General features: G+C 40.7%; 19 protein-coding genes. 11 read left to right on the forward strand and 8 right to left on the reverse strand.

Annotated elements, in window-relative coordinates:
- Positions 1–4: 4 nt before the first annotated feature.
- The 5 genes from dedD to PSE83_RS06640 all read left to right on the forward strand — a co-directional run bounded on the left by dedD (position 5) and on the right by PSE83_RS06640 (position 4,725).
- Positions 5–646, forward strand: coding sequence for a cell division protein DedD (gene dedD, locus PSE83_RS06620; RefSeq protein WP_112307565.1), 642 nt, complete (start codon positions 5–7; stop codon positions 644–646).
- A gap of 179 nt (positions 647–825) precedes the next feature.
- Positions 826–1,329, forward strand: a complete 504-nt coding sequence (gene cvpA / locus PSE83_RS06625; protein WP_004257304.1) for a colicin V production protein — start codon at positions 826–828, stop codon at positions 1,327–1,329.
- A gap of 14 nt (positions 1,330–1,343) precedes the next feature.
- On the forward strand, positions 1,344–2,861 hold the full coding sequence (gene purF / locus PSE83_RS06630) for an amidophosphoribosyltransferase (protein WP_004257307.1): 1,518 nt from the start codon (positions 1,344–1,346) through the stop codon (positions 2,859–2,861).
- A gap of 292 nt (positions 2,862–3,153) precedes the next feature.
- Positions 3,154–3,978 (forward strand): YwqG family protein, encoded by an 825-nt coding sequence (locus tag PSE83_RS06635; protein WP_004257311.1) that lies wholly within the window; start codon positions 3,154–3,156, stop codon positions 3,976–3,978.
- A gap of 174 nt (positions 3,979–4,152) precedes the next feature.
- Positions 4,153–4,725 (forward strand): UbiX family flavin prenyltransferase, encoded by a 573-nt coding sequence (locus tag PSE83_RS06640; protein WP_036957976.1) that lies wholly within the window; start codon positions 4,153–4,155, stop codon positions 4,723–4,725.
- Positions 4,726–4,754: 29 nt separating this feature from the next.
- On the opposite strand, the gene PSE83_RS06645 is transcribed toward PSE83_RS06640, so the two are convergent.
- On the reverse strand, positions 4,755–6,443 hold the full coding sequence (locus PSE83_RS06645; protein WP_110591919.1) for a hypothetical protein: 1,689 nt from the start codon (positions 6,441–6,443) through the stop codon (positions 4,755–4,757).
- A gap of 153 nt (positions 6,444–6,596) precedes the next feature.
- Positions 6,597–7,514 (reverse strand): TIGR01777 family oxidoreductase, encoded by a 918-nt coding sequence (locus PSE83_RS06650; protein WP_164565181.1) that lies wholly within the window; start codon positions 7,512–7,514, stop codon positions 6,597–6,599.
- A 398-nt stretch (positions 7,515–7,912) separates the two neighbouring features.
- Here PSE83_RS06650 and yfcD point away from each other — a divergent pair, with 398 nt between their 5' ends.
- The 4 genes from yfcD (at position 7,913) to PSE83_RS06670 (ending at position 11,585) form a co-directional block, all read left to right on the forward strand.
- The gene (gene yfcD / locus PSE83_RS06655) at positions 7,913–8,455 is read left to right on the forward strand and encodes an NUDIX hydrolase YfcD (RefSeq protein WP_004257328.1); all 543 of its coding nucleotides are present in this window, start codon (positions 7,913–7,915) and stop codon (positions 8,453–8,455) included.
- A 238-nt stretch (positions 8,456–8,693) separates the two neighbouring features.
- Complete coding sequence (locus PSE83_RS06660; RefSeq protein WP_272660739.1) at positions 8,694–9,938, forward strand: M24 family metallopeptidase; 1,245 nt, start codon at positions 8,694–8,696, stop codon at positions 9,936–9,938.
- A gap of 10 nt (positions 9,939–9,948) precedes the next feature.
- Positions 9,949–10,146, forward strand: coding sequence for a DUF3311 domain-containing protein (locus PSE83_RS06665; RefSeq protein WP_004257337.1), 198 nt, complete (start codon positions 9,949–9,951; stop codon positions 10,144–10,146).
- Positions 10,143–11,585 carry a sodium:solute symporter family protein gene (locus tag PSE83_RS06670; protein ID WP_004257341.1) on the forward strand — a complete coding sequence of 481 codons (1,443 nt, stop codon included), beginning with the start codon at positions 10,143–10,145 and terminating at the stop codon, positions 11,583–11,585. Before PSE83_RS06665 ends, PSE83_RS06670 begins: the two co-directional genes overlap by 4 nt.
- A gap of 62 nt (positions 11,586–11,647) precedes the next feature.
- Here PSE83_RS06670 and pta read toward each other — a convergent pair whose 3' ends face one another.
- Positions 11,648–13,777: a phosphate acetyltransferase gene (pta, locus tag PSE83_RS06675; RefSeq protein ID WP_153673987.1), complete on the reverse strand. Its 2,130-nt coding sequence runs from the start codon at positions 13,775–13,777 to the stop codon at positions 11,648–11,650.
- An 87-nt stretch (positions 13,778–13,864) separates the two neighbouring features.
- Positions 13,865–15,067, reverse strand: a complete 1,203-nt coding sequence (gene ackA / locus PSE83_RS06680; protein WP_004257349.1) for an acetate kinase — start codon at positions 15,065–15,067, stop codon at positions 13,865–13,867.
- Positions 15,068–15,660: 593 nt separating this feature from the next.
- Between ackA and yfbV the strand changes: the two genes are divergently transcribed.
- Positions 15,661–16,116, forward strand: coding sequence for a terminus macrodomain insulation protein YfbV (yfbV, locus tag PSE83_RS06685; RefSeq protein WP_004257353.1), 456 nt, complete (start codon positions 15,661–15,663; stop codon positions 16,114–16,116).
- Positions 16,117–16,255: 139 nt separating this feature from the next.
- Positions 16,256–16,750, forward strand: coding sequence for a YfbU family protein (locus PSE83_RS06690; protein ID WP_004257356.1), 495 nt, complete (start codon positions 16,256–16,258; stop codon positions 16,748–16,750).
- Positions 16,751–16,948: 198 nt separating this feature from the next.
- Here the strand turns inward: PSE83_RS06690 and PSE83_RS06695 are convergent, their stop codons facing one another.
- From PSE83_RS06695 to PSE83_RS06710, 4 genes are all read right to left on the reverse strand, one after another.
- Positions 16,949–17,431 carry a hypothetical protein gene (locus PSE83_RS06695; protein WP_036957978.1) on the reverse strand — a complete coding sequence of 161 codons (483 nt, stop codon included), beginning with the start codon at positions 17,429–17,431 and terminating at the stop codon, positions 16,949–16,951.
- Positions 17,432–17,539: 108 nt separating this feature from the next.
- Positions 17,540–17,941: a hypothetical protein gene (locus PSE83_RS06700; RefSeq protein ID WP_004257363.1), complete on the reverse strand. Its 402-nt coding sequence runs from the start codon at positions 17,939–17,941 to the stop codon at positions 17,540–17,542.
- Position 17,942: 1 nt separating this feature from the next.
- Positions 17,943–19,835 (reverse strand): hypothetical protein, encoded by a 1,893-nt coding sequence (locus tag PSE83_RS06705; protein ID WP_272660740.1) that lies wholly within the window; start codon positions 19,833–19,835, stop codon positions 17,943–17,945.
- A gap of 32 nt (positions 19,836–19,867) precedes the next feature.
- A partial coding sequence (locus tag PSE83_RS06710; protein WP_272660741.1) for a PAAR domain-containing protein occupies positions 19,868–19,996 on the reverse strand: 129 nt, incomplete at its 5' end.

The following is a 19,996-nucleotide window of genomic DNA, read 5'->3' on the forward strand; positions in this document are numbered from 1 at the left end:
GCCGGTGGCTAGTAAATTTCAGAATCGACTTGCTGGCGCCATTGTGCTTGTTGCAGTGGGGGTCATTGTGCTTCCTGCTCTGCTTGATGGCGATAAGAAATACAATGAAAATGAATTTGCGGCCATTCCTATTATCCCTAAACCAGGTGATGAAGAAGACATTGAGGCAATAGCGCCTATTGTAAGTACGACAACAACAGCTTCTTCAGAAGGGGCTTCTGAAGCCATGTTATCAGAAGCGATTACGCAGCAGCAAAACGAACAGGTTGAAACACGGCCATCGACGACAACTCCCGCACCAAGCGTAGTTGAACCCACAAAGCCAGAACCGAAGCCTGAGCCTAAAGTTGAGCCGAAGCCACAACCGAAACCTGAACCTAAGCCCGAGCCGAAACCTCAGCCACAAGGCAAAGCATTTGTGGTGCAAGTCATCGCATTGAACAATGCGAGTAAAGTTGAGGAGATAGTCGCACAACTCAGGTTGTCTGGTTACCAAGTTTATACTGTTCCTGCAAAACCAGTGAATAATAAACTCACGCGGATTTACGTAGGGCCTGAGGCCTCAAGGCAAAGGCTAGAAGCGGCTTTACCAGAACTGAATAGGATTACGGGAACAAAAGGGATAATTCAAAGCTATAAACCTTAAAATAGAATTTAAATAATCCCTAAAAGGTAAGGGGATTTAGTAACTTACTGCGGCGATTATGATTTTTTCTTTTCGCCGCTATTTTTTTTAATTTGATAGAAAAATGGTTACGCAAACGTTTTCGTTTTCTGTTAGAATGCACTTCGCTGATGTCGCGAGTGCGAATTTTGGAATGGAATATGGTCTGGATAGATTACACAATTATCGCCATTATTGGCTTCTCGGCATTAGTTAGCTTGATCCGTGGGTTTGTACGAGAGGCGCTCTCACTGGTTACATGGGGCTGTGCTTTTTTTGTTGCAAGTACGTTTTATCCTTATTTAGCTGACTATTTTACTCGCTTTGAGGATGTGCTGGTTAGAAATGGCATTGCTATCGCCGCACTGTTTATTGCCACTTTGATTGTTGGCGCAGTCGTAAACTATGTGATTAGTTCATTAGTACAAAAAACGGGGTTGTCAGGCACAGATCGTGTTCTGGGGATCTGCTTCGGTGCGTTGCGTGGTGTATTGATTGTTTCGGCATTGCTGTTTTTTCTCGATACCTTTACACCATTACCTCAAAGTGAGGACTGGCAGCGTTCGGAACTTATTCCGCAGTTCAGTCATATAATCAGGTGGTTTTTTGACTACCTGCAAAATGCGTCAAGTTTCCTACCGGAGAACATTTCTCCGTCTGGCTGATGAGGAAAGACTAAATGTGCGGTATTGTCGGTATCGCCGGTGTTACACCGGTAAACCAATCAATTTATGATGCTCTCACGGTGCTTCAACATCGTGGGCAAGATGCAGCAGGTATTGCCACTATTGATGGCAAAAACAACATTCGTTTACGCAAAGCAAATGGCCTTGTTAAAGATGTGTTTGAAACACGTCATATGCTGAGATTACAGGGCTGCATGGGGTTAGGGCACGTCCGTTACCCAACGGCAGGTAGCTCAAGTGCTTCCGAGGCGCAACCTTTCTACGTAAACTCACCTTTTGGTATTACACTTGCGCATAATGGTAATCTGACAAACGCTCATGAACTCACTCGGAGTTTATTTGAAACAGCGCGCCGCCATGTTAACACCACTTCTGATTCTGAAATATTACTGAACGTATTAGCCCATGAGCTGGACAGGTTTGATCATTTCCCTCTCGAGCCAGACAATGTTTTCAGTGCTGTGTCCGCGATGCACAAAAAATTACGCGGTGCGTATGCTTGTGTGGCATTAATTATTGGCCATGGCATGTTAGCCTTCCGTGATCCTCACGGTATTCGTCCGTTAGTATTAGGGCGCCGCATTACTGAAAGTGGTGAACATGAATATATGGTCGCTTCTGAAAGTGTTGCGCTTGATACTTTAGGTTTCGAGTTTTTACGCGATGTGGCGCCTGGCGAAGCGGTATATGTGACAGAAAAAGGCCAATTATTTACACGCCAATGTTCTGATAACCCACAATTAACCCCATGTATTTTTGAGTATGTCTATTTTGCTCGCCAAGACTCTTTTATTGATAAAGTGTCTGTGTATAACGCAAGGTTACGTATGGGGCAAAAACTGGGCGCTAAAATTGCTCGCGAATGGGAAGACTTAAACATCGATGTGGTAATTCCTATTCCAGAAACATCGTGTGATATCGCCTTAGAAATCGCGCATATTCTTGATAAACCGTACCGCCAAGGTTTCGTGAAAAACCGCTATGTAGGCCGTACATTTATCATGCCGGGTCAGCAAGAACGTCGTAAATCGGTGCGCCGTAAGCTTAATGCGAACCGTGCGGAGTTTCGTGATAAAAACGTCTTACTTATTGACGACTCCATTGTACGCGGAACAACATCGGAGCAAATTGTTGAGCTTGCGCGTGAAGCCGGAGCAAAAAATGTTTACTTTGCCTCAGCGGCACCCGAAGTGCGTTTCCCAAACGTATATGGCATTGATATGCCAAATGCAAATGAATTGATTGCACACGGGCGCGAAGTGGATGAAATTCGCAAACTTATCGGCGCAGATGGGCTAATTTTCCAAGATTTAACGGATTTAGTCGACGCGGTGCGTGAAGAAAACCCTGAAATTACAGAATTTGAGTGTTCCGTGTTTGATGGCATTTATGTGACCAAAGATATCGACCAAAGTTATTTAGACTACCTAGAAAACTTACGAAAAGACGATGAGTTAAAGTTGAAGGATCAGAGTGAGGTTGAAGACCTAGAGATTTATAACGAAGGCTAAATTTTCGTCAATTTTCGTCATAGTTTGGGCTACAGCGTTGTTGGCTTCACAAATTCGCCCTAGTCACGTAGTTTTCTACGCTCCTAGGGTCTCTTTGCTAGCCGCCTAGCTGTAACCCTAACTATATAGAAAATCCACAGTGATTCTGATTTTTCCCATCTTTAATCTGTAGCCTAAAATATCAAGAAAACTATGACGTCAAATGAAGGCCTAAGTTACAGTTATATCTGATTTAAAATACGTAAAAATCGAGTAGTCTAGAGGGACATTAACTGCCTATTTGGAGCGATATATGGCTGATTTCAACTCCCTCCCTGATGTGATTAAACCTTTCGCAGATAAAATCAAAGCCACTAAAAAACCGCTTGTTGAAATGACGTTAACCCCTATTGAAGACTATGTTTTATGGGATAGTCGTGTTGGGGGAATGCCATATTTGCCACTAAATGAAAAATACCCGACGAATAGCGAAGGGATGCCACTCAAGTTGCTTGCTCAAATTAATTTTGCACAAATGCCTAAATTAGAAAATTACCCTGAAAAGGGGATTTTACAGTTTTTTATTGGTGGTGATGATTTATATGGGGCTGATTTTGAGCAGCGACAAAAACAAGAAGATTTCCGTATTATTTATTGGGAAGAGGTTATTGAAGATACTCAGCAATTAACCCAAGATTTTTCTGCGGTGATTGCTGCCCATTCTGATGACTACTATACCCCCATAGACCATCAATACAGTATTGAATATACGCCTGCGGAGCAGTACATCAGCATCGATGATTTCCAATTTGGCCAGAAAATATTAGGGGTCGACAACCTCTATGATTATGAAGAGCAATTTGAAGGGGAAGATTTTTACGATGAATGGGTTGAGCCCTACAGTGATACGTTTGAATCAGGGGCACACTGCATCGGCGGCTATCCGTTTTTCACTCAAACCGACCCAAGAGAATACGAAGAAGATATTCAACAATATGAATTGCTTCTACAAATAAATACCGATTATGAAATAGGGATCATGTGGGGAGATATGGGAGTCGGTAATTTCTTTATTCACCCAGATGACCTGAAAAAACGTGATTTTAGTCGTGTGGTGTATAATTGGGATTGCGGCTGATCCAGAAATCCTTTTTGCCTTTTAACCTGTAGCGTTGTTGGCTACAGGCTAAAATAATGAGTGAGTTATTAGTCGCCTATTTAATTAATTTTAATGCTTTCTTTGCATCTGCAACCGTGGCGTATTTCGTATATAATGCTCGATTATTGTTTGCTAGGGTGGTTAGGTAGGGAAATGAAGAAACTTATCATTGGGTTAACTGGCGCGAGTGGGGCTATTTATGGTGTCCGCTTGCTTGAAGTGTTGAAACCGCTCAAAGGTGTAGAAACCCATTTAGTGATGAGTGCGGCCGCCCGTCAAACATTAGCACTTGAAACAACTTACACGGTGAAAGACGTTCAACAGTTAGCCGATCATAACTATGACAGTCGTGATATTGCTGCAGCGATTTCTTCCGGTTCGTTCCGTACTGCTGGGATGGTGATCATGCCCTGCACCATGAAAACGTTATCAGGTATTGTTCACAGTTATACTGATACGTTGGTCACTAGGGCGGCGGACGTAGTGCTTAAAGAAGGTAAAAAATTGGTGTTAGGTGTACGCGAAACGCCATTGCACGTCGGCCATTTACGTTTGATGGTGCAAGCGGCGGAGATGGGAGCCGTGATTATGCCTCCCATGCCTGCGTTTTATCACCAGCCTGAAACTATTCAAGATATTATTGACCAAACAGTTAATCGTATCCTTGATCAGTTTGATATCGAACTGGAACAAGACCTATTTCATCGTTGGCAGGGGGCGAAATAATATTTAAAGATAATCATATTGTTAGGTTACTAACTTTTATGTATTTTAAATCTATTTTTTACTGAGGGTAGCTTTGAACTGAAAAATGTTAAAATTGATTGAATTTTAACACTAAGTGGTAAGGCGGTTGTTAGTTTTTCATGCTGAACGGTCGCGATATCATCTTGAATCAATGATGCTGATATAGTCGGTGAGCCAAACATTTCGGCGATATTCGATTGTTGAGTAAAATCGTTCATAGAATGGTTATCTCGCAATTGATAAATATTGCCTGCTTGACCTATAAATATAGAGCTGTTCAAGTTTACGATTTCATGGTATTTGTTTTTAATATGTTTGTGTAGCTGTTCAGAATCTAATTGATTAGAGTAAATATAGTAGTTATGCATGGTACCTTGCTTATCAGTATAATACGTGTTTTCTAATGTTATTAGACCGTTTTTTTTATTAAAGTGTGAATGAAATATTCGATCAGATCTAAAAATATCATGGTTTATTCTTACGACATTAAATTCATCTAATGCTAAAACTTCGTTTTGAACTAATAATTTTAATTTTCTTTCTTTTTCGCTAATGATAGATGACTCATTTGGGAGTCCATTCACTTTTGTATATTTGATTAAAAAATCGGAATTACTGCTATTCTTTTTAAATTTATAGGGTTCTGCGTGAGTATTTACAAATAATGTTAAATTTTCTTTAAATTGTTTAAATGAGCCAAACTCATATAGCCCTTTGTTTGGGTCAAATAAAGTATAAATTTCTTTGCCATTTTGATTGTTCTTTATACCAACTGCACATGCATGATTAGTACTGTAGAAAATATATGACTGTATTTTTTCATCATTGTTTTTTATGAGAGATAGAAAATGACTAAGTTCTACTTGAATCTTTCTATCATTAGAATAATGAATATTCTCTCCTGCATCAACATGATTTTTCTTGTTCACTTTTTGCCATCCTAATGTTTGGCATGAGAAAGTATAATCAATGACAGAATTTATAAATAGATTGATATCTTTTTCTAAAAATAACTCTTTGGGTAAGTCAATTTTTCTTATTAGGCAATCCATGTGATTATTGAAGTTATCATCAAGAGTTTTATTATTAGCTAAATTTGAAAAGAATTTATCCATATTTGTTTTTATAGTGGCATATTCCACTGTAGGTTTGTAATTTATGTAGTATTCATTGGAAGAAATTGTATCTGAATAGGTTTTCTCTAGTGCTTCGTAGACTAATTGCTTGAACTCCTCTACTGAATATTTATTTTTTCCACTAGATTGTGAAGTTTTTAAATAATTAGAATTTAAATTAAGTATAAAATTAGATTTACAGTGAAAATCTTGTATTTTCATTGCCTGTTTTAGCAATTTTTTAGTCTGTACTTTGGCCATTTCCTCTTTTATTGTTGATAAATATTGATTAATATTCGTACGGTATCTGCTGTGCTCAGGGAAATGTAGTAAAATTGTATTGTTAGAGAAAGAAGATGTATTATGAGAGAAATTAACACAGTTATCCATAAATGTTTTTATGCTATTATTATTGTGGCTATGCAAAAATTTCATTGATAGTCCCAAACAATAACCGGCATAGGCTTGGTTGGTATTTGAGACTCCGAATAATTGCTCTTGAAATGAATGGCGTTTAGCTTCATTAACCAAACATTTTTGAGAAAATGGAATAAATTTGTTGTAGGTTATTTGCTTAGGCACGTTATACTCCGATAACTAATTTAGTTTAATCACAGTATGTTTTTCATGATTTTATTTCTTTCAAATATCAATTATTGATATGTAGTTTTAAAATTGCATATCGAAAAATTGAGTGTGCGGTCTTGTAATTAGCCTAATTTAAAATGTTATGTACTATTTTTCGGTGTTATTGTTATTTTGAAGTAAATCTTCTAACGCTTTTTTTAACTCGATATGTTCAAATTGAAAGCCTGCCTCTTCTAACCGTTTGGGGATCGCCTGTTGGCCACCCAATACCAGCGCTGCGGATTCCCCCATGATGGCTTTAATCACAAAAGCGGGCGTTCGTACAAATGAAGGGCGATTAATAACTTCACCTAATGTGGCGGAAAATAGGTCATTATGGACTGGATAAGGTGAGGTCATATTAAAGGGGCCAGAAAGCGTTGGGTTATCTAATAAAAAACAAATTGCACGAACCATATCGTTGATATGTATCCACGGCATGTATTGTTTCCCGTCACCAATTGGCCCACCTGCACCCATTTTAAAAATAGGGAGAATTTTGGCAAGTAAACCGCCATTCGCTGATAACACAAGGCCAGTGCGTAATAAACAAACGCGAGTTTTTTCTGACTGAGCATTAGCGGCTAAAGCTTCCCAATGCTGTGTGAGTTGGTGAGTAAATTCATCATGGGGCTGTTCGTCTTCGGTAACGACCGATTGGCCCTGATTGCCATAATAGCCGACAGCAGAGCCCGATAAAAATACCCGGGGAGGGGTTTCACTGGCTGTGATTAACTCACTAAGCTGCTGAGTTAACTTCCAACGGCTATCACACAGTAACTTTTTTTGTTCCTCTGTCCAGCGCTTATCAGCAATAGGTTCGCCTGCTAGGTTAATGACAGCATCGAAGTCATTTAAGTGGGTTTTACCATTGAGAGACGTCCAGCACTCAACAGCCTTGCAAAACTGGCTATAAACTTTTTGTGGAGAGCGGCTTAATACAGTAACCTGATGCTCAAGAGAAATCAGTTTTTGGATTAGTGGTGTTCCGATTAGCCCGGTGCCGCCTGTTATGAGTATCTTCATCGCCATCCCCGTCATATTTCAAACTGCAGCGTTGTTGCTTACGTTTTGTCACCTTAGTCACATACTTGTGTATGCTCCTAAGGCTGCCATCTCTTGGCGCCTAGCTGCAATTTGAACTATTTAGGGGATATCCCTGAGATCAGTAACAAACTACAGCGTTATGATTTAACTATAGCATTTGTGAACACAATTTGTATGATTTGCTTAGCCTGCCTTTAAAAAATTCGGTTTCATTATCACTGTAATAAGAAGTGCTTTTTATGATGGCAACCAATCACAAATTCAGCTAGGATCATTTTCATAGGTGCGGATCAATGCAGATTGGTATTGTCAGGCATACAATAATAATCAGTCTAATGATATAAGCAGTTTTAGCTTAAAAATAAAAGGTTTACAGGATGGAACAACAAACCGAAGTTGTTGAATGGGTCGATATTGTTGATGAAGACAATACTGTGATTGCTCAGGCAACACGTAGCCAAATGCGAGCAGAAAACCTACGTCATCGTGCAACTTACATTGTTGTTCATGACGGAATGGGCAAAATATTGGTTCAACGACGCACAGACATTAAAGATTTTCACCCCGGTTTCCTCGATGCAACAGCTGGAGGAGTGGTTACGCAAGGTGAAAACATTCTTGATTCTGCAAAGCGTGAAGCTGAAGAAGAGCTAGGTATTGCTGGCGTTCCTTTTGCTGAACATGGCCATTTTTACTTTGAAGATGCGCATTGTCGTGTATGGGGTGGTTTGTTTAGCTGTGTGAGCCATGGTCCATTTGCTTTACAAGAATCTGAAGTTGTTGAGGTCAGTTGGTTGACCCCTAAAGAGATCAGCGCACGCTGTGACGAATTTACGCCGGATTCACTTAAAGCGCTTTCTTTATGGTTGACTCGGAATAATGAGTTAGAAAAAACCATCACTTGTGCTGAAAACTCATAGTTGATCAGATTAAAATTGTTAAAGGGCTATTTTATTTAGTCCTTTACTTTATTTCTCCCAAAATCAAATCTCTAGCAAAGTTAATTTCAAGCTAATATATAACGATTAGTTATAACAAACTTGCAAGCTAAACGATGTATTCATTTCTACACTAGATATAATGTGACAGATCTTAACATTTATCGTTTGCGATATGATGCACTGCTTGGTGTATACATGACGCTTCGAGAGAATAAAAATGACAATTGATAAACAAGATACTTTTTTGAAACAACAACACCTTGATAACGTAACCAATAAAGCCCGTGAGATTATGGAGCGTGAAGGAATTGAAGCGTTAATCGCAACCGTGGGTGATAACTTTTATCACTTAACCGGTTTTGCGAGCTTCTTTATGTACACTTTCAGGCAAACAGGTTCGGCGATTGCGGTTATTTTTCGTGATCCCTTTATTGAGTCATTAGTTATTATGAATGAGTTTGAAGCGGCAAATTTGTCACTTCAAATGCCTAACGCAAAGATTAAAACATTTCCAATTTGGGTGGATGTTGATGACCCTTACAACCCGGAAAATGGCAAAGTGGTGAAGGCAAGGCCAATTAATAGCCCAATAGAAACCATTTTCAATTTACTCAAAGAGGCGTTGTCAGAAGCGGGAGTTTATTGTAAACCGGTTGCAATTGAATTAAACCAAATTACACATACAGGTAAAGTATGGTTGGATAAGGTTATTCCTGAATTAAATTTGGTTGATTCTTCGCCGCTATTTAATGAATTACGCATGATTAAAAGCCCGTGGGAAATTGCTCATCTTAGAAAATCAGCACAAATTACAGAGGCTGGTATTGCTGCTGCGAGTAAATTGATCAAAGTCGGCTGTACTTCAGCGGAATTAACCGCCGCTTTTAAAGCGAAAGTGATGGAATTTCCTGAAACGAATTATAGCCGCTTCAATTTAATTTCAGTGGGCAGTGATTTTTCACCGAAAATGATCCCTGATGACCAACCTGCAAAAGAAGGGGATTTAATTAAATTTGACTGTGGCGTTGATGTGGCAGGTTATGGTGCTGATATTGCACGTACATTTGTGGTTGGTAAACCGAATGAAAAAGTCGCTGCTATTTATCAAACTATCTTAAAAGGCCATCAATATATGTTAAGTCGAGTTGCGCCCGGCGTTGCATTAAGTGATGTTTTCAATGAAACAATGGCACTCATTCGTTCTTCGGGTTTGCCCCATTATAACCGTGGGCACTTAGGCCATGGGGACGGGGTGTTCGTTGGGTTGGAAGAAGCCCCTTTTGTGAGCGCTGCGACCACAGAAATATTTCGAGCTGGGATGGTAATGAGCTTAGAAACACCTTATTACGGGATTGGTGTTGGCGGTATTATGATTGAAGATATGCTGCTGATTACTGAAGACGGTGTGGAAATGTTAAGTCATTTGCCTCGTGAATTGATTTCTTTCGGGCAAGTGGAATAAGGGGCGGAATATGAAGTGGTATCATTATTTAGTTATTTTCCCAATCCTAGCGTTAACCGTGGGTATCTATTATGCCAACCAAGTAGAGCCTTTTGTTATGGGCTTGCCATTTTTAATGTTCTGGATTGTCTCATGGGTGATTGTTACAGCCTTAGTTATGTTACTAATCAATATATTAGATAATAAAAATACTAAGGAAACATCATGAGCTCCGCGCTAATTATTATTACTGTTTTCTTCCTGTTTAGTATTTATCTTGCTATTCGTGCGAAGAAAGGAAAAACGATGGACCATGAAGGGTGGTCTGTCGGTGGTCGTAGTTATGGCGCACTGTTAGTTTTCTTGCTGAGTGCGGGGGAAATATATACCACGTTTACCTTCCTTGGCGGGAGTGGCTGGGCTTATGGTAAAGGCCCTGCGATTCTATATACCTTGGCAGTCAATGCTTTTATGGGGATCTTTTTATACTGGGTACACCCAAGGGTATGGCGATTCGCAAAAGATAATGATGTCAGAACGATTTCTGAGTTATTTACCAAAAAGTATCAAAGCCCGGGGTTAGGGTTATTAATTAGCTTAATATCTATTGCTGCAATGGTGCCTTTATTTGTTTTACAGCTTAAAGGATTAGGCATTATTGTTTCTCAAGCGTCTTATGGCGCAATTCCAGCAGATATTGCCATTTGGATTGGAATTATTGCAGTGACGTTATTTGTGATGATTTCAGGAATTCATGGCTCAGCTTGGACATCAGCACTAAAAGACTTAATGATTTTAATTGTGGTGGTTTTTATCGGTATTTATATTCCACTTCATTATTACGGTAGTTTTGGGGACATGTTTAAAGCGATAGATACGGCGATGCCAAGCTTTTTAACATTCTCCGAAACGGGGCTAAATATCCCTTGGTATATTTCCACAATATTCTTATCTGTGGTTGCCTATTTCTGTTGGCCGCATTATATGGCCGCAGTGTTTACCGCAAAAGATGAAAAATCACTGAAACGTAATAGTATTCTGATTCCAGCGTACAGTTTGATTATGCTATTCGCATTTTTCGTTGGTTATGCATCCATATTGCAAATTCCACATCTTGAAGGGGCGGCAGTGGATTTATCGCTGTTTGAGATATCTAAGAGCACCTTCTCACCGATTGTGGTTGGTTTTATTGGTGCGGCAGGGATGTTAACCGCATTAGTACCTGGTTCGATGTTGTTGCTAACTACTTCTAATATGTTAGCGGGAGTTGTGCAAAAAGCGATGGGAGTAAGTGAAGAAAAACGCCAGTCTGGTGTGTATGCTCGCTTTATGGTACCTGTCGTTGCGTTGGTCAGCTTGTATTTTATTTTCCACAGTAATGATACCTTAGTGGCTATTATGTTACTCGGGGTCAATATTGTCGCGCAGTTTTTCCCTGCTTTACTGATGAGCTTTAAACAGCACAACCCAATGACATCAGCGGGTGCTATTTGTGGGATTTCTGCGGGGGTTTTATTCCTTGCGGTAACCTATATAGAGAAAATTTCTTTAGCACAATTGTTCCCTTGGTTAGGAGAAAGTTTGAGCTTTATGAATATCGGTATTGCTGCATTTATTCTGAATATTATTGTTGCAGTAGTGGTTTCATTATTTACGCGTAAAAGATAGTTAAAAATAATCAGGCAATAAAAAAGCGCTCAGTTGAGCGCTTTTTAGCATAAAGAGATGAATTAAGCGTTTTCGTTTTGTACTGCTTGGATAGCAGTTAACGCAACGGTATACACGATGTCATCAACTAATGCACCGCGTGACAAGTCATTGACTGGTTTACGCATACCTTGCAGCATTGGACCAATAGAGACTAAGTCAGCAGAACGTTGTACGGCTTTATACGTGGTATTACCGGTATTTAAGTCAGGGAAGATAAATACGGTCGCTTTACCTGCAACTGGTGAATTAGGTGCTTTGGACTTAGCAACATCCGCCATAACAGCCGCGTCATATTGTAATGGACCATCGATAATTAAATCAGGGCGTTTTTCTTGTGCTAAACGCGTTGCTTCACGCACTTTTTCAACATCACTACCCGCACCTGAATCGCCTGTAGAGTAAGAAATCATCGCAACACGTGGGTCGATACCGAACGCTTTAGCAGAATCCGCAGATTGGATAGCGATTTCAGATAATTGCTCTGCAGTTGGGTCTGGGTTGATAGCGCAGTCACCGTACACAAATACTTGTTCTGGTAATAACATAAAGAACACAGAAGAAACTAATGAGCTACCCGGTGCTGTTTTAATTAATTGCAACGGTGGACGGATAGTATTTGCCGTCGTATGAACAGCACCAGAAACTAGGCCATCCACTTCGCCTTTCTCTAGCATTAATGTGCCTAATACAACGTTATCTTCTAATTGCTCACGAGCAACAACCTCAGTCATTCCTTTGCTCTTACGTAATTCAACGAGGCGAGCAACGTATTCTTCACGTACTTTAACTGGGTCAACAATTTCAATACCAGTACCGAGTTCAATACCTTGTGCAGCAGCAACACGACGAATATCTTCTGGGTTACCTAATAGAACACAAGTTGCAATGCCGCGCTCTGCACAGATAGATGCAGCTTTAACTGTACGCGGTTCGTCGCCTTCAGGAAGAACGATTCGTTTGCCAGCTTTACGTGCTAATTCAGTTAACTGATAACGGAATGCTGGTGGTGATAGGCGGTTAGGGCGTTCTGAGTCAGCAACCAGTGATTCAATCCAATCGCTACTAATATGACGAGCCACATAGTTTTGAATTTTTTCAATACGTTCATGGTCATCAGCTGGGACTTCTAAGCTAAAGCTTTGTAGATTCAGCGATGTTTGCCATGTATTGCTTTTCACCATGAAAACAGGCAGGCCGGTTTCGAAAGCTTGCTCACACAGCTGGCGAATAGGCGCATCGATGTTGTAACCACCCGTTAGTAGAACTGCACCGATTTCAACCCCGTTCATTGCCGCTAGTGAGGCAGAAACTAATACATCAGGGCGATCCGCTGAGGTCACTAATAATGATCCTGGGCGAAAGTGTTCAAGCATGTGCGGAATGCTGCGTGCGCAGAAAGTCACTGATTTAACACGACGAGTTTTGATTTCGCCTTCGTTAACAATCTCTGCACCTAAGTGTTTTGCCATGTCAATTGCACGGGTGGCAATTAAATCAAAGTTCCATGGAATGGATGCCAGTACAGGCAGATTCAGCGCAGAAAGTTGCTTAGTATCGAGGTTAGCCACAGTCGCTTTGGTTGAATCATCAAAGATTTCAGATAGGTCAGGGCGAGTACGACCTTGTTCATCAACAGGTGCATTCACCTTATTGATAATAACGCCGATGATATTTTTATTACGTTGGCCGCCAAATTCGTTACGTACTAACTCTAAACGCTCTTGCATTTGTGTGATTGAACTGTTGCCTGGTGCAGTGACGAAAACAATCTCTGCGCCTAATGTTTTGGCAATTTCATAGTTTAATGATTGAGCAAATGAATGTTTACGCGTTGGCACTAAACCTTCAATTAAAATCACTTCCGCATTTTTTGTGTGGTCATGATAGCGAGCGACGATTTCTTCCATTAACACATCTTTTTTGGAAGAGGTCAGTAGCGATTCTACGTATTCCATTGTTAGTGGTTCAACAATGGTGGTAATACTTGAATGAGAGCGCAGGACTTCAGTGGTTTGGTCTTTATTGCCAGAGACGCGTGGCTGTGCGATAGGTTTGAAAACGCTTAATTGAACACCTTTTTGTTCCATTGAGCGAACGACACCTAGGCTAACGCTAGTTAAGCCAACGCTGGTGCCAGTAGGTATTAACATAATTGTACGGGACACGGGAACCTCTTTATTTCGGTTACTCTAATGACAAAACGATACCGCCAGCAGGTTGCTGGCGGTAGAAGTTGCTTATGCGGTTAAACGCGCAGTATCTTGGGCGATAACCAACTCTTCATTGGTTGCGATAACCAGTGCTGGGCGGCTGTTATCGGTAGTGATTAAACCTTCTTTACCGAAGCGCGCCGCTAAGTTACGTTCGTGGTCATATTCGAAACCAAGGATAGCCAGTTTCTTCAAGGTAATTTCACGAACTTGCGCTGAGTTTTCACCAATACCACCCGTGAAGATGATAGCATCAAGGCGGCCTTCCATCAGAGCACTATATGCACCAACGTATTTCGCCAAACGATGGCAGAAAACATCCATTGCGCGAGTTGCGTCTTCTTTAGTGCCGTAGTTATCTTCAACATAGCGGCAGTCACTTGTTACGCCAGTTAAACCTAATAAACCAGACTCTTTGGTCAGCATTTTGTTGATTTGTTCAACGCTCATACCTAAAGAATCATGTAAATGGAAAATAATTGCAGGGTCGATATCACCACTACGTGTTCCCATTACCAGACCTTCTAATGGCGTTAAACCCATTGAAGTGTCAACGCATTTACCGTTAACAATAGCAGTAACAGAACCACCATTGCCTAGGTGGCAAGTGATAACATTTAACTCATCAACAGGTTTGTTGAGTTTTTTCGCAGCTTCACGGGAAACATAGTAATGGCTTGTACCGTGCGCACCATAACGGCGAATACTATGCTCTGAATATAATTCGTATGGCAATGCATACAGATAAGCTTCCTGCGGCATGGTCTGATGGAATGCGGTATCAAAGACAGCGACATTTTTGTTGACCAGATGCGGGAAGGATTTTCTTGCTTCTTCAATACCGATGAGATGAGCAGGGTTATGCAATGGCGCGAATGGAATAGCCGCTTCGATGCCTTCAATCACTTCATCTGTGATTAATACAGAAGAGGTAAATTTCTCACCACCATGAACAATACGGTGACCGATGGAGGTGATTTGCTCTGATAGCTCAGGTTTTTCAGCAAGAATAGTGTTAACAATGAAATCCAATGCTTCGCTATGCGCTGCACCAGCACCTAAAGGCGCTTCTTTCTTAGCACCATCCATTTTCCACTTAATACGGGCTTCCGGGAGGTTAAAGCACTCAGCTAATCCAGATAAAAATTCATCGCCATTAGTTGGGTCGATGATGGCGAATTTCAGTGAGGAGCTACCGCAGTTTAGAACCAGTACCAGCTTACTTGACATGGAAATACCTATCGTTAATTGTTGTTGTGAAGCCTTTTAAAAACATGAAAAGACTCAGATATAAAAATATACCGCTAGAGCCTAGCGTATTTATGACCTGAAACATCATGATTGATATCATGTTAAAGGCGAAAAAAGTTAAAGATCGTGAGATCTTCAGGGGTTGATAACTCAGGCGCTATTCTTTTCTACAGAAGGTTATAAAAGTAAACCTCTGCACCTAGTGTTGAAATAACGATCAACAACCCCAATATATAACTGTTGTCTATCTTCAGTATCGAAGATGGATAAAGCTAAAAAATAACAAATGCAACAGCAATTCTAAATGTGGCAGATTCTACTAAAATTATTTTATATTTTATACGTTTTTTTTAAAAATAGGGACTTTGATTGATTAAAATCATAAGTGACGTATAAAGTAGTGTTATAGCACAGGGTTACGTTGCTATTAGAATAGCTGATATTTAGTAAATTGACTTAACTTAAGGTAAATGTAATGAAATAATTTCGTTACCTTAAATGTGCTATCATTTTACCATGCGTAATTTATAAATTATTGCCTCAGTTTTTAAGAAGTCGATAGGAAACGTTTCATGAGTACATTGCAAAGTACACCGCCCGGTTTTTTTAAGCGCTTTAGATTAGGTAACCGCTATCTGAAGGCTTTTCCTATGGAGAAAAAACTGTCGCCGATATTCCCCGAAATTCGTATTAACAAGGCGGTACGCTTTGGTATTCGCTTTATGCCGCCCATTGCAATTTTTACATTAGCATGGCAAATCGCGTTAGGTGGGCAATTGGGGCCTGCCATTGCCACGGCACTTTTTGCCTGTAGTTTGCCAATGCAAGGCTTATGGTGGTTAGGAAAACGTGCGGCGACGCCTTTGCCATCCAGCTTGCTAAGCTGGTTTTATGAGATCCGTGATAAATTTACCGAAGCGGGAATTGCGATGGCACCAGTTGAACACCAACCCGATTATATGGCGTTGGCTGACTTGCTAAAACGTGCATTTAACCAGCTAGATCGTTCCTTTATGGAAGATATCTAAGGGATAATTTCTATTAAAAGGTAGATTTAACAATAAGTAATGCAAAAATAGTGTTTAGATCAATAAAAGCGATGTTTTCACTGTCTATGATTGATGTTGAATGCGAAGATAAGCCATACTTTTTAGTGGGAGAACCCTGATGGAAATGACTAACGCACAACGCTTGATCTTATCTAATCAATATAAAATGATGACCATGCTTGACCCCGATAATGCAGAACGTTATCGCCGACAACAAACCATTATTGAACGTGGTTTCGGTTTACAAATGCGTGAGTTAGACAGAGACTTTGGTCATTTAAGTGAAGATACCTGCCGTACTGTTATTGATATCATGGAAATGTACCATGCGCTGCAAGTCTCTTATAGCAACATGGCTAATAAGGAAGATATTGATGGCCGCCGTGTGCAATTTTTGGGTTTTGATGCGGCAACAGAAGCACGTTATCTGAGCTATGTCCGTTTTATGGTCAACACAGAAGGGCGTTATACCCACTTTGACAGCGGGACGCATGGGTTTAACTCACAAACGCCAATGTGGGAAAAATATAATCGTATGTTAGCGATTTGGCATGCATGTCCAAGGCAGTATCATTTATCAGCAGTGGAGATCTCCCAAATTTTAAATGCCTAATGCTCGTCATTCTTCGCGCTGTAGCTCTGTTGACTGCGTTCGGCGACTCGGGTCACGTACATTTGTATGTTCCCCGAGATATCTTCTCTAGTCGCCTAGCTACAGCGTGAATATTTAGAGCATATTTGCTTGTCATTAGTAAAGCAGTAACACGTGACACTGATATGCGAGCTATATGAGCAAGTTTTTCTGAAAAAGTTAGCAAATACTAAAAATGTCAAAAAAGTGACCTATAAACCAAATGACAAGTAAAACAGCAACAATGCTAGCTACACCAGCAGCAGCATACAATAGAAGAGAAATAGCGAGAACACTCCCATTTAGCGCTAACGCTATCCTGCCCGATTTTTTGTTTTCATGGCGAATAAATGAAATAGCAGTCAAAATAATGCCAAACACACTGAGCGTTATACTAATTTGTTTGGATAATTCAATTTTATCTAATAAAAGCTGTCGCTGTTCATTGGCAGGATCTACAGTAGGAGCTTGATACGCTTTTCCTTTAATTGCATCGATTGTCGCTTTTTTTATACTACTTACCTTTTCATGAACAATTTGCTCTAACTTAGGTTTGGATTGGACGTATTCACGCTCAAGGCTTTGATTAACAAGTATTACAAGAATGCTAAAAGCTCCAATGATGATGGCAATTAAACTGAATCGATTATAAACCATAGACATAGTCACTAATATTCCCTATTAAATTATCCCCAATATATCGATTGGTAATTGAACATCAAACAATTGCTATTATTTTTTTATTCGTCTCGATATACTTTAATGGCTCTACTATTTTTTATAAATTTCGTTAAGTGAAAGCTCAGTATAATTATCCTTCTCAGATGCCAAATAACTTTCGTTCTTATACATTAAATTCCATACATAGATATAAAAATCCCGAGCGGTTATACCGTCAGGTAAGTCTAATTGAGGTGCTCCAGTATAGTAGCAATCCTTTAGCTCTTTTTCTGAATAGTATGCTATCGCATACTTAAAACTATCCTTGAAACGAATTTGATACTTTAAAGGCAACATATCAATATACGGCTTAAGTATTTTATCAACAATTAAATCAATACTTGAATGATTATTCAAATTCAGTTTCAATAACGCTTCATCTTCATTCGGGCCACCATCAAGTGGAGCCCAAAATCCAGATATATACCATCTACTAATCTTTATCTTTTTCATTTCATTCTATTCCAAATATGCTATACATTTTTCCTGTTTTTTTATCAAAACCAGCTCTTACTGTTGATGTTTGAAAGTATTCGCCTTCTTTTGTATAGCCTTCCGCAACGATTCTTCCCATGTCAACATCGACACGCCCATTTGTATGAATGTTAGGATCATATAATTCACCCGCTTTTTCTATTGCTTCTAACTGATCTTGTGGATTGATAAAACGTGTTGAATTAGTTGGACTACCTTGTACTCCATCGGGAGTATATCCAGTTTTTGATCTGTATTTTTGTTGTTCTAATGTTGTACCGGAACCATGCCTACGTAAGCCATGTATATTGTCGCTACCATATTCTGCTTCAAAGTCTTGTATTTTCTTCTTATACTCCTTTTCTAGACTTACATAAGCAGATTTTACATCCTTTCTTTCAACCGTCAGAATATAATCCCGAAAATCCACCGGTTCAACATCGTGTCCCGTATGGCGCCAAACTATTCCATCATCCGCAATCGGCAGTGTTTCAGGCCGAGTATCAGACTCATGAATAGCAAAACCTTCAGGTTTTTCGACCTTTTGTGGCAACGGCGAGGGGCCCGCATGAATGATGGGTTCATTTGGAATATCATCAATCCGCGCAGAGATATTAATTATCTCCCCTGATGCCGCCACGCCCATGTAAAGGGTTGTCCCATCTGCATCAAAACGGTAAATTTCGGCTTGGTTATTAGCGCTCGGCAATCCATTTGAGGATTTATATATCGGTAAGCTCAACACTTCTCGCGCTTCGGCTTCGGAAGCCAATTCACCTTTAATCACTGGCACTTGGTCAAAGCCACTGTCTCGCTCAGTATGGTACGCAATCAGTTGAGATGCACTTGCCACCGCTGCCGCTGTGGTTCCCGTTGAGGCAAATCCCACTCGCATACGTGTTGGTGCAGTTCCACCTATTTCCGCGATTTCCAGCAAGTCTGGGTGTGTTAAACTATCCCCATCATAGATATTCGGTATCATACCAACCAATACGCGTGCACTGTCAAACCAAGTCGACGAACCGAATCCTTTCGATACCCCTTTGGCTATTGCATAGTCATTCTCAGACTGGAAAGCAAATCGCCTTGAGTCTTGATTGATATCCGGTGGATTAATTGCTTGTTGACCCATAGCGCCACCTGCCGCTGCTCCACCGAATCCGCCTATAGGACTCGGAGGCATAGGAGCTACGAAGGCATTGGCAGTACCAATCCCTAACAAGCTCAAAAATGAGGAAGAACGTTGGCTCGGTTGTTTCGCTGCGGCATCAATACCACAGGTATACGCGTTGTAATCACATAGCCCAAAGTTAGCCAAGTCTTCGACGGTGTCGCCCGCATCGGTATTGCCCAGACCTCTCAACGTGGATTTGGCAAATACGGGCTCTGCAATGCGTTTAATCGCAATCACGCGACGATGGTCATAGGGGAACAACAGGGGATAGCCGTTATCCCGTTGTTGATAATGCACTGAACGGCTTATTTGCCCCGCCGTTATGCGGTGGACGGTCGTTGGGGTATTAGGGTTAAATGCCCCAGCTCGGTTATTTTCACTCAGGAGATACCCCTGTTCACGGCAATAATCACTCAGTGATTTATCGCTGCCTTGAATCGCTGCCGGAGGCGACAGCGTTGTCAGGGCATCGGCTAAGGGTTGCGCTTCAAGGCTCAGTGTATACGGGCGAGCCGTTAAGCCTTCCGCTTTAATCAGGCCTTGTGGGTCACTGCTGCCTTGCAACGTACGGCCTGTGCCTCGCTCGGCGAGCGTATACGGCACGTTGGCTAAGGGTTGTCCTTTATCATCGACCAATTGCAGTTCTAACCAAAATCGGTAGTTTTCACAGATAATGCACGATTCAACCTTCTGACTCATGACGGCTCCGTTGTCGTGGTTAGCCAATCTTGCTAATTGCTATCAGCAATCAGTATACATCCCTCTGAACACCCGCATGCGACTTTATGACCTTCTAGCGCAACAGGGATACCATTAATTTTCATTAAGCTATCACCTTCAACGATAGTCCCTGTTTTTTT

Origin of the sequence: Providencia sp. PROV150, assembly GCF_028481025.1 — a bacterium.
GTDB classification, from domain to species: domain Bacteria; phylum Pseudomonadota; class Gammaproteobacteria; order Enterobacterales; family Enterobacteriaceae; genus Providencia; species Providencia hangzhouensis.

Coding starts and splice junctions, on each gene's coding strand:
- PSE83_RS06660 (WP_272660739.1), top strand. CDS start 8,694: ATGACAATTGATAAACAAGATACTTTTTTGAAACAACAACACCTTGAT.
- PSE83_RS06650 (WP_164565181.1), bottom strand. CDS start 7,514: ATGAAGATACTCATAACAGGCGGCACCGGGCTAATCGGAACACCACTA.
- purF (WP_004257307.1), top strand. CDS start 1,344: ATGTGCGGTATTGTCGGTATCGCCGGTGTTACACCGGTAAACCAATCA.
- cvpA (WP_004257304.1), top strand. CDS start 826: ATGGTCTGGATAGATTACACAATTATCGCCATTATTGGCTTCTCGGCA.
- ackA (WP_004257349.1), bottom strand. CDS start 15,067: ATGTCAAGTAAGCTGGTACTGGTTCTAAACTGCGGTAGCTCCTCACTG.
- PSE83_RS06700 (WP_004257363.1), bottom strand. CDS start 17,941: ATGAAAAAGATAAAGATTAGTAGATGGTATATATCTGGATTTTGGGCT.
- PSE83_RS06640 (WP_036957976.1), top strand. CDS start 4,153: ATGAAGAAACTTATCATTGGGTTAACTGGCGCGAGTGGGGCTATTTAT.
- PSE83_RS06705 (WP_272660740.1), bottom strand. CDS start 19,835: ATGAGTCAGAAGGTTGAATCGTGCATTATCTGTGAAAACTACCGATTT.
- PSE83_RS06635 (WP_004257311.1), top strand. CDS start 3,154: ATGGCTGATTTCAACTCCCTCCCTGATGTGATTAAACCTTTCGCAGAT.
- PSE83_RS06665 (WP_004257337.1), top strand. CDS start 9,949: ATGAAGTGGTATCATTATTTAGTTATTTTCCCAATCCTAGCGTTAACC.
- PSE83_RS06670 (WP_004257341.1), top strand. CDS start 10,143: ATGAGCTCCGCGCTAATTATTATTACTGTTTTCTTCCTGTTTAGTATT.
- PSE83_RS06695 (WP_036957978.1), bottom strand. CDS start 17,431: ATGTCTATGGTTTATAATCGATTCAGTTTAATTGCCATCATCATTGGA.
- pta (WP_153673987.1), bottom strand. CDS start 13,777: ATGTTAATACCTACTGGCACCAGCGTTGGCTTAACTAGCGTTAGCCTA.
- PSE83_RS06690 (WP_004257356.1), top strand. CDS start 16,256: ATGGAAATGACTAACGCACAACGCTTGATCTTATCTAATCAATATAAA.
- yfbV (WP_004257353.1), top strand. CDS start 15,661: ATGAGTACATTGCAAAGTACACCGCCCGGTTTTTTTAAGCGCTTTAGA.
- yfcD (WP_004257328.1), top strand. CDS start 7,913: ATGGAACAACAAACCGAAGTTGTTGAATGGGTCGATATTGTTGATGAA.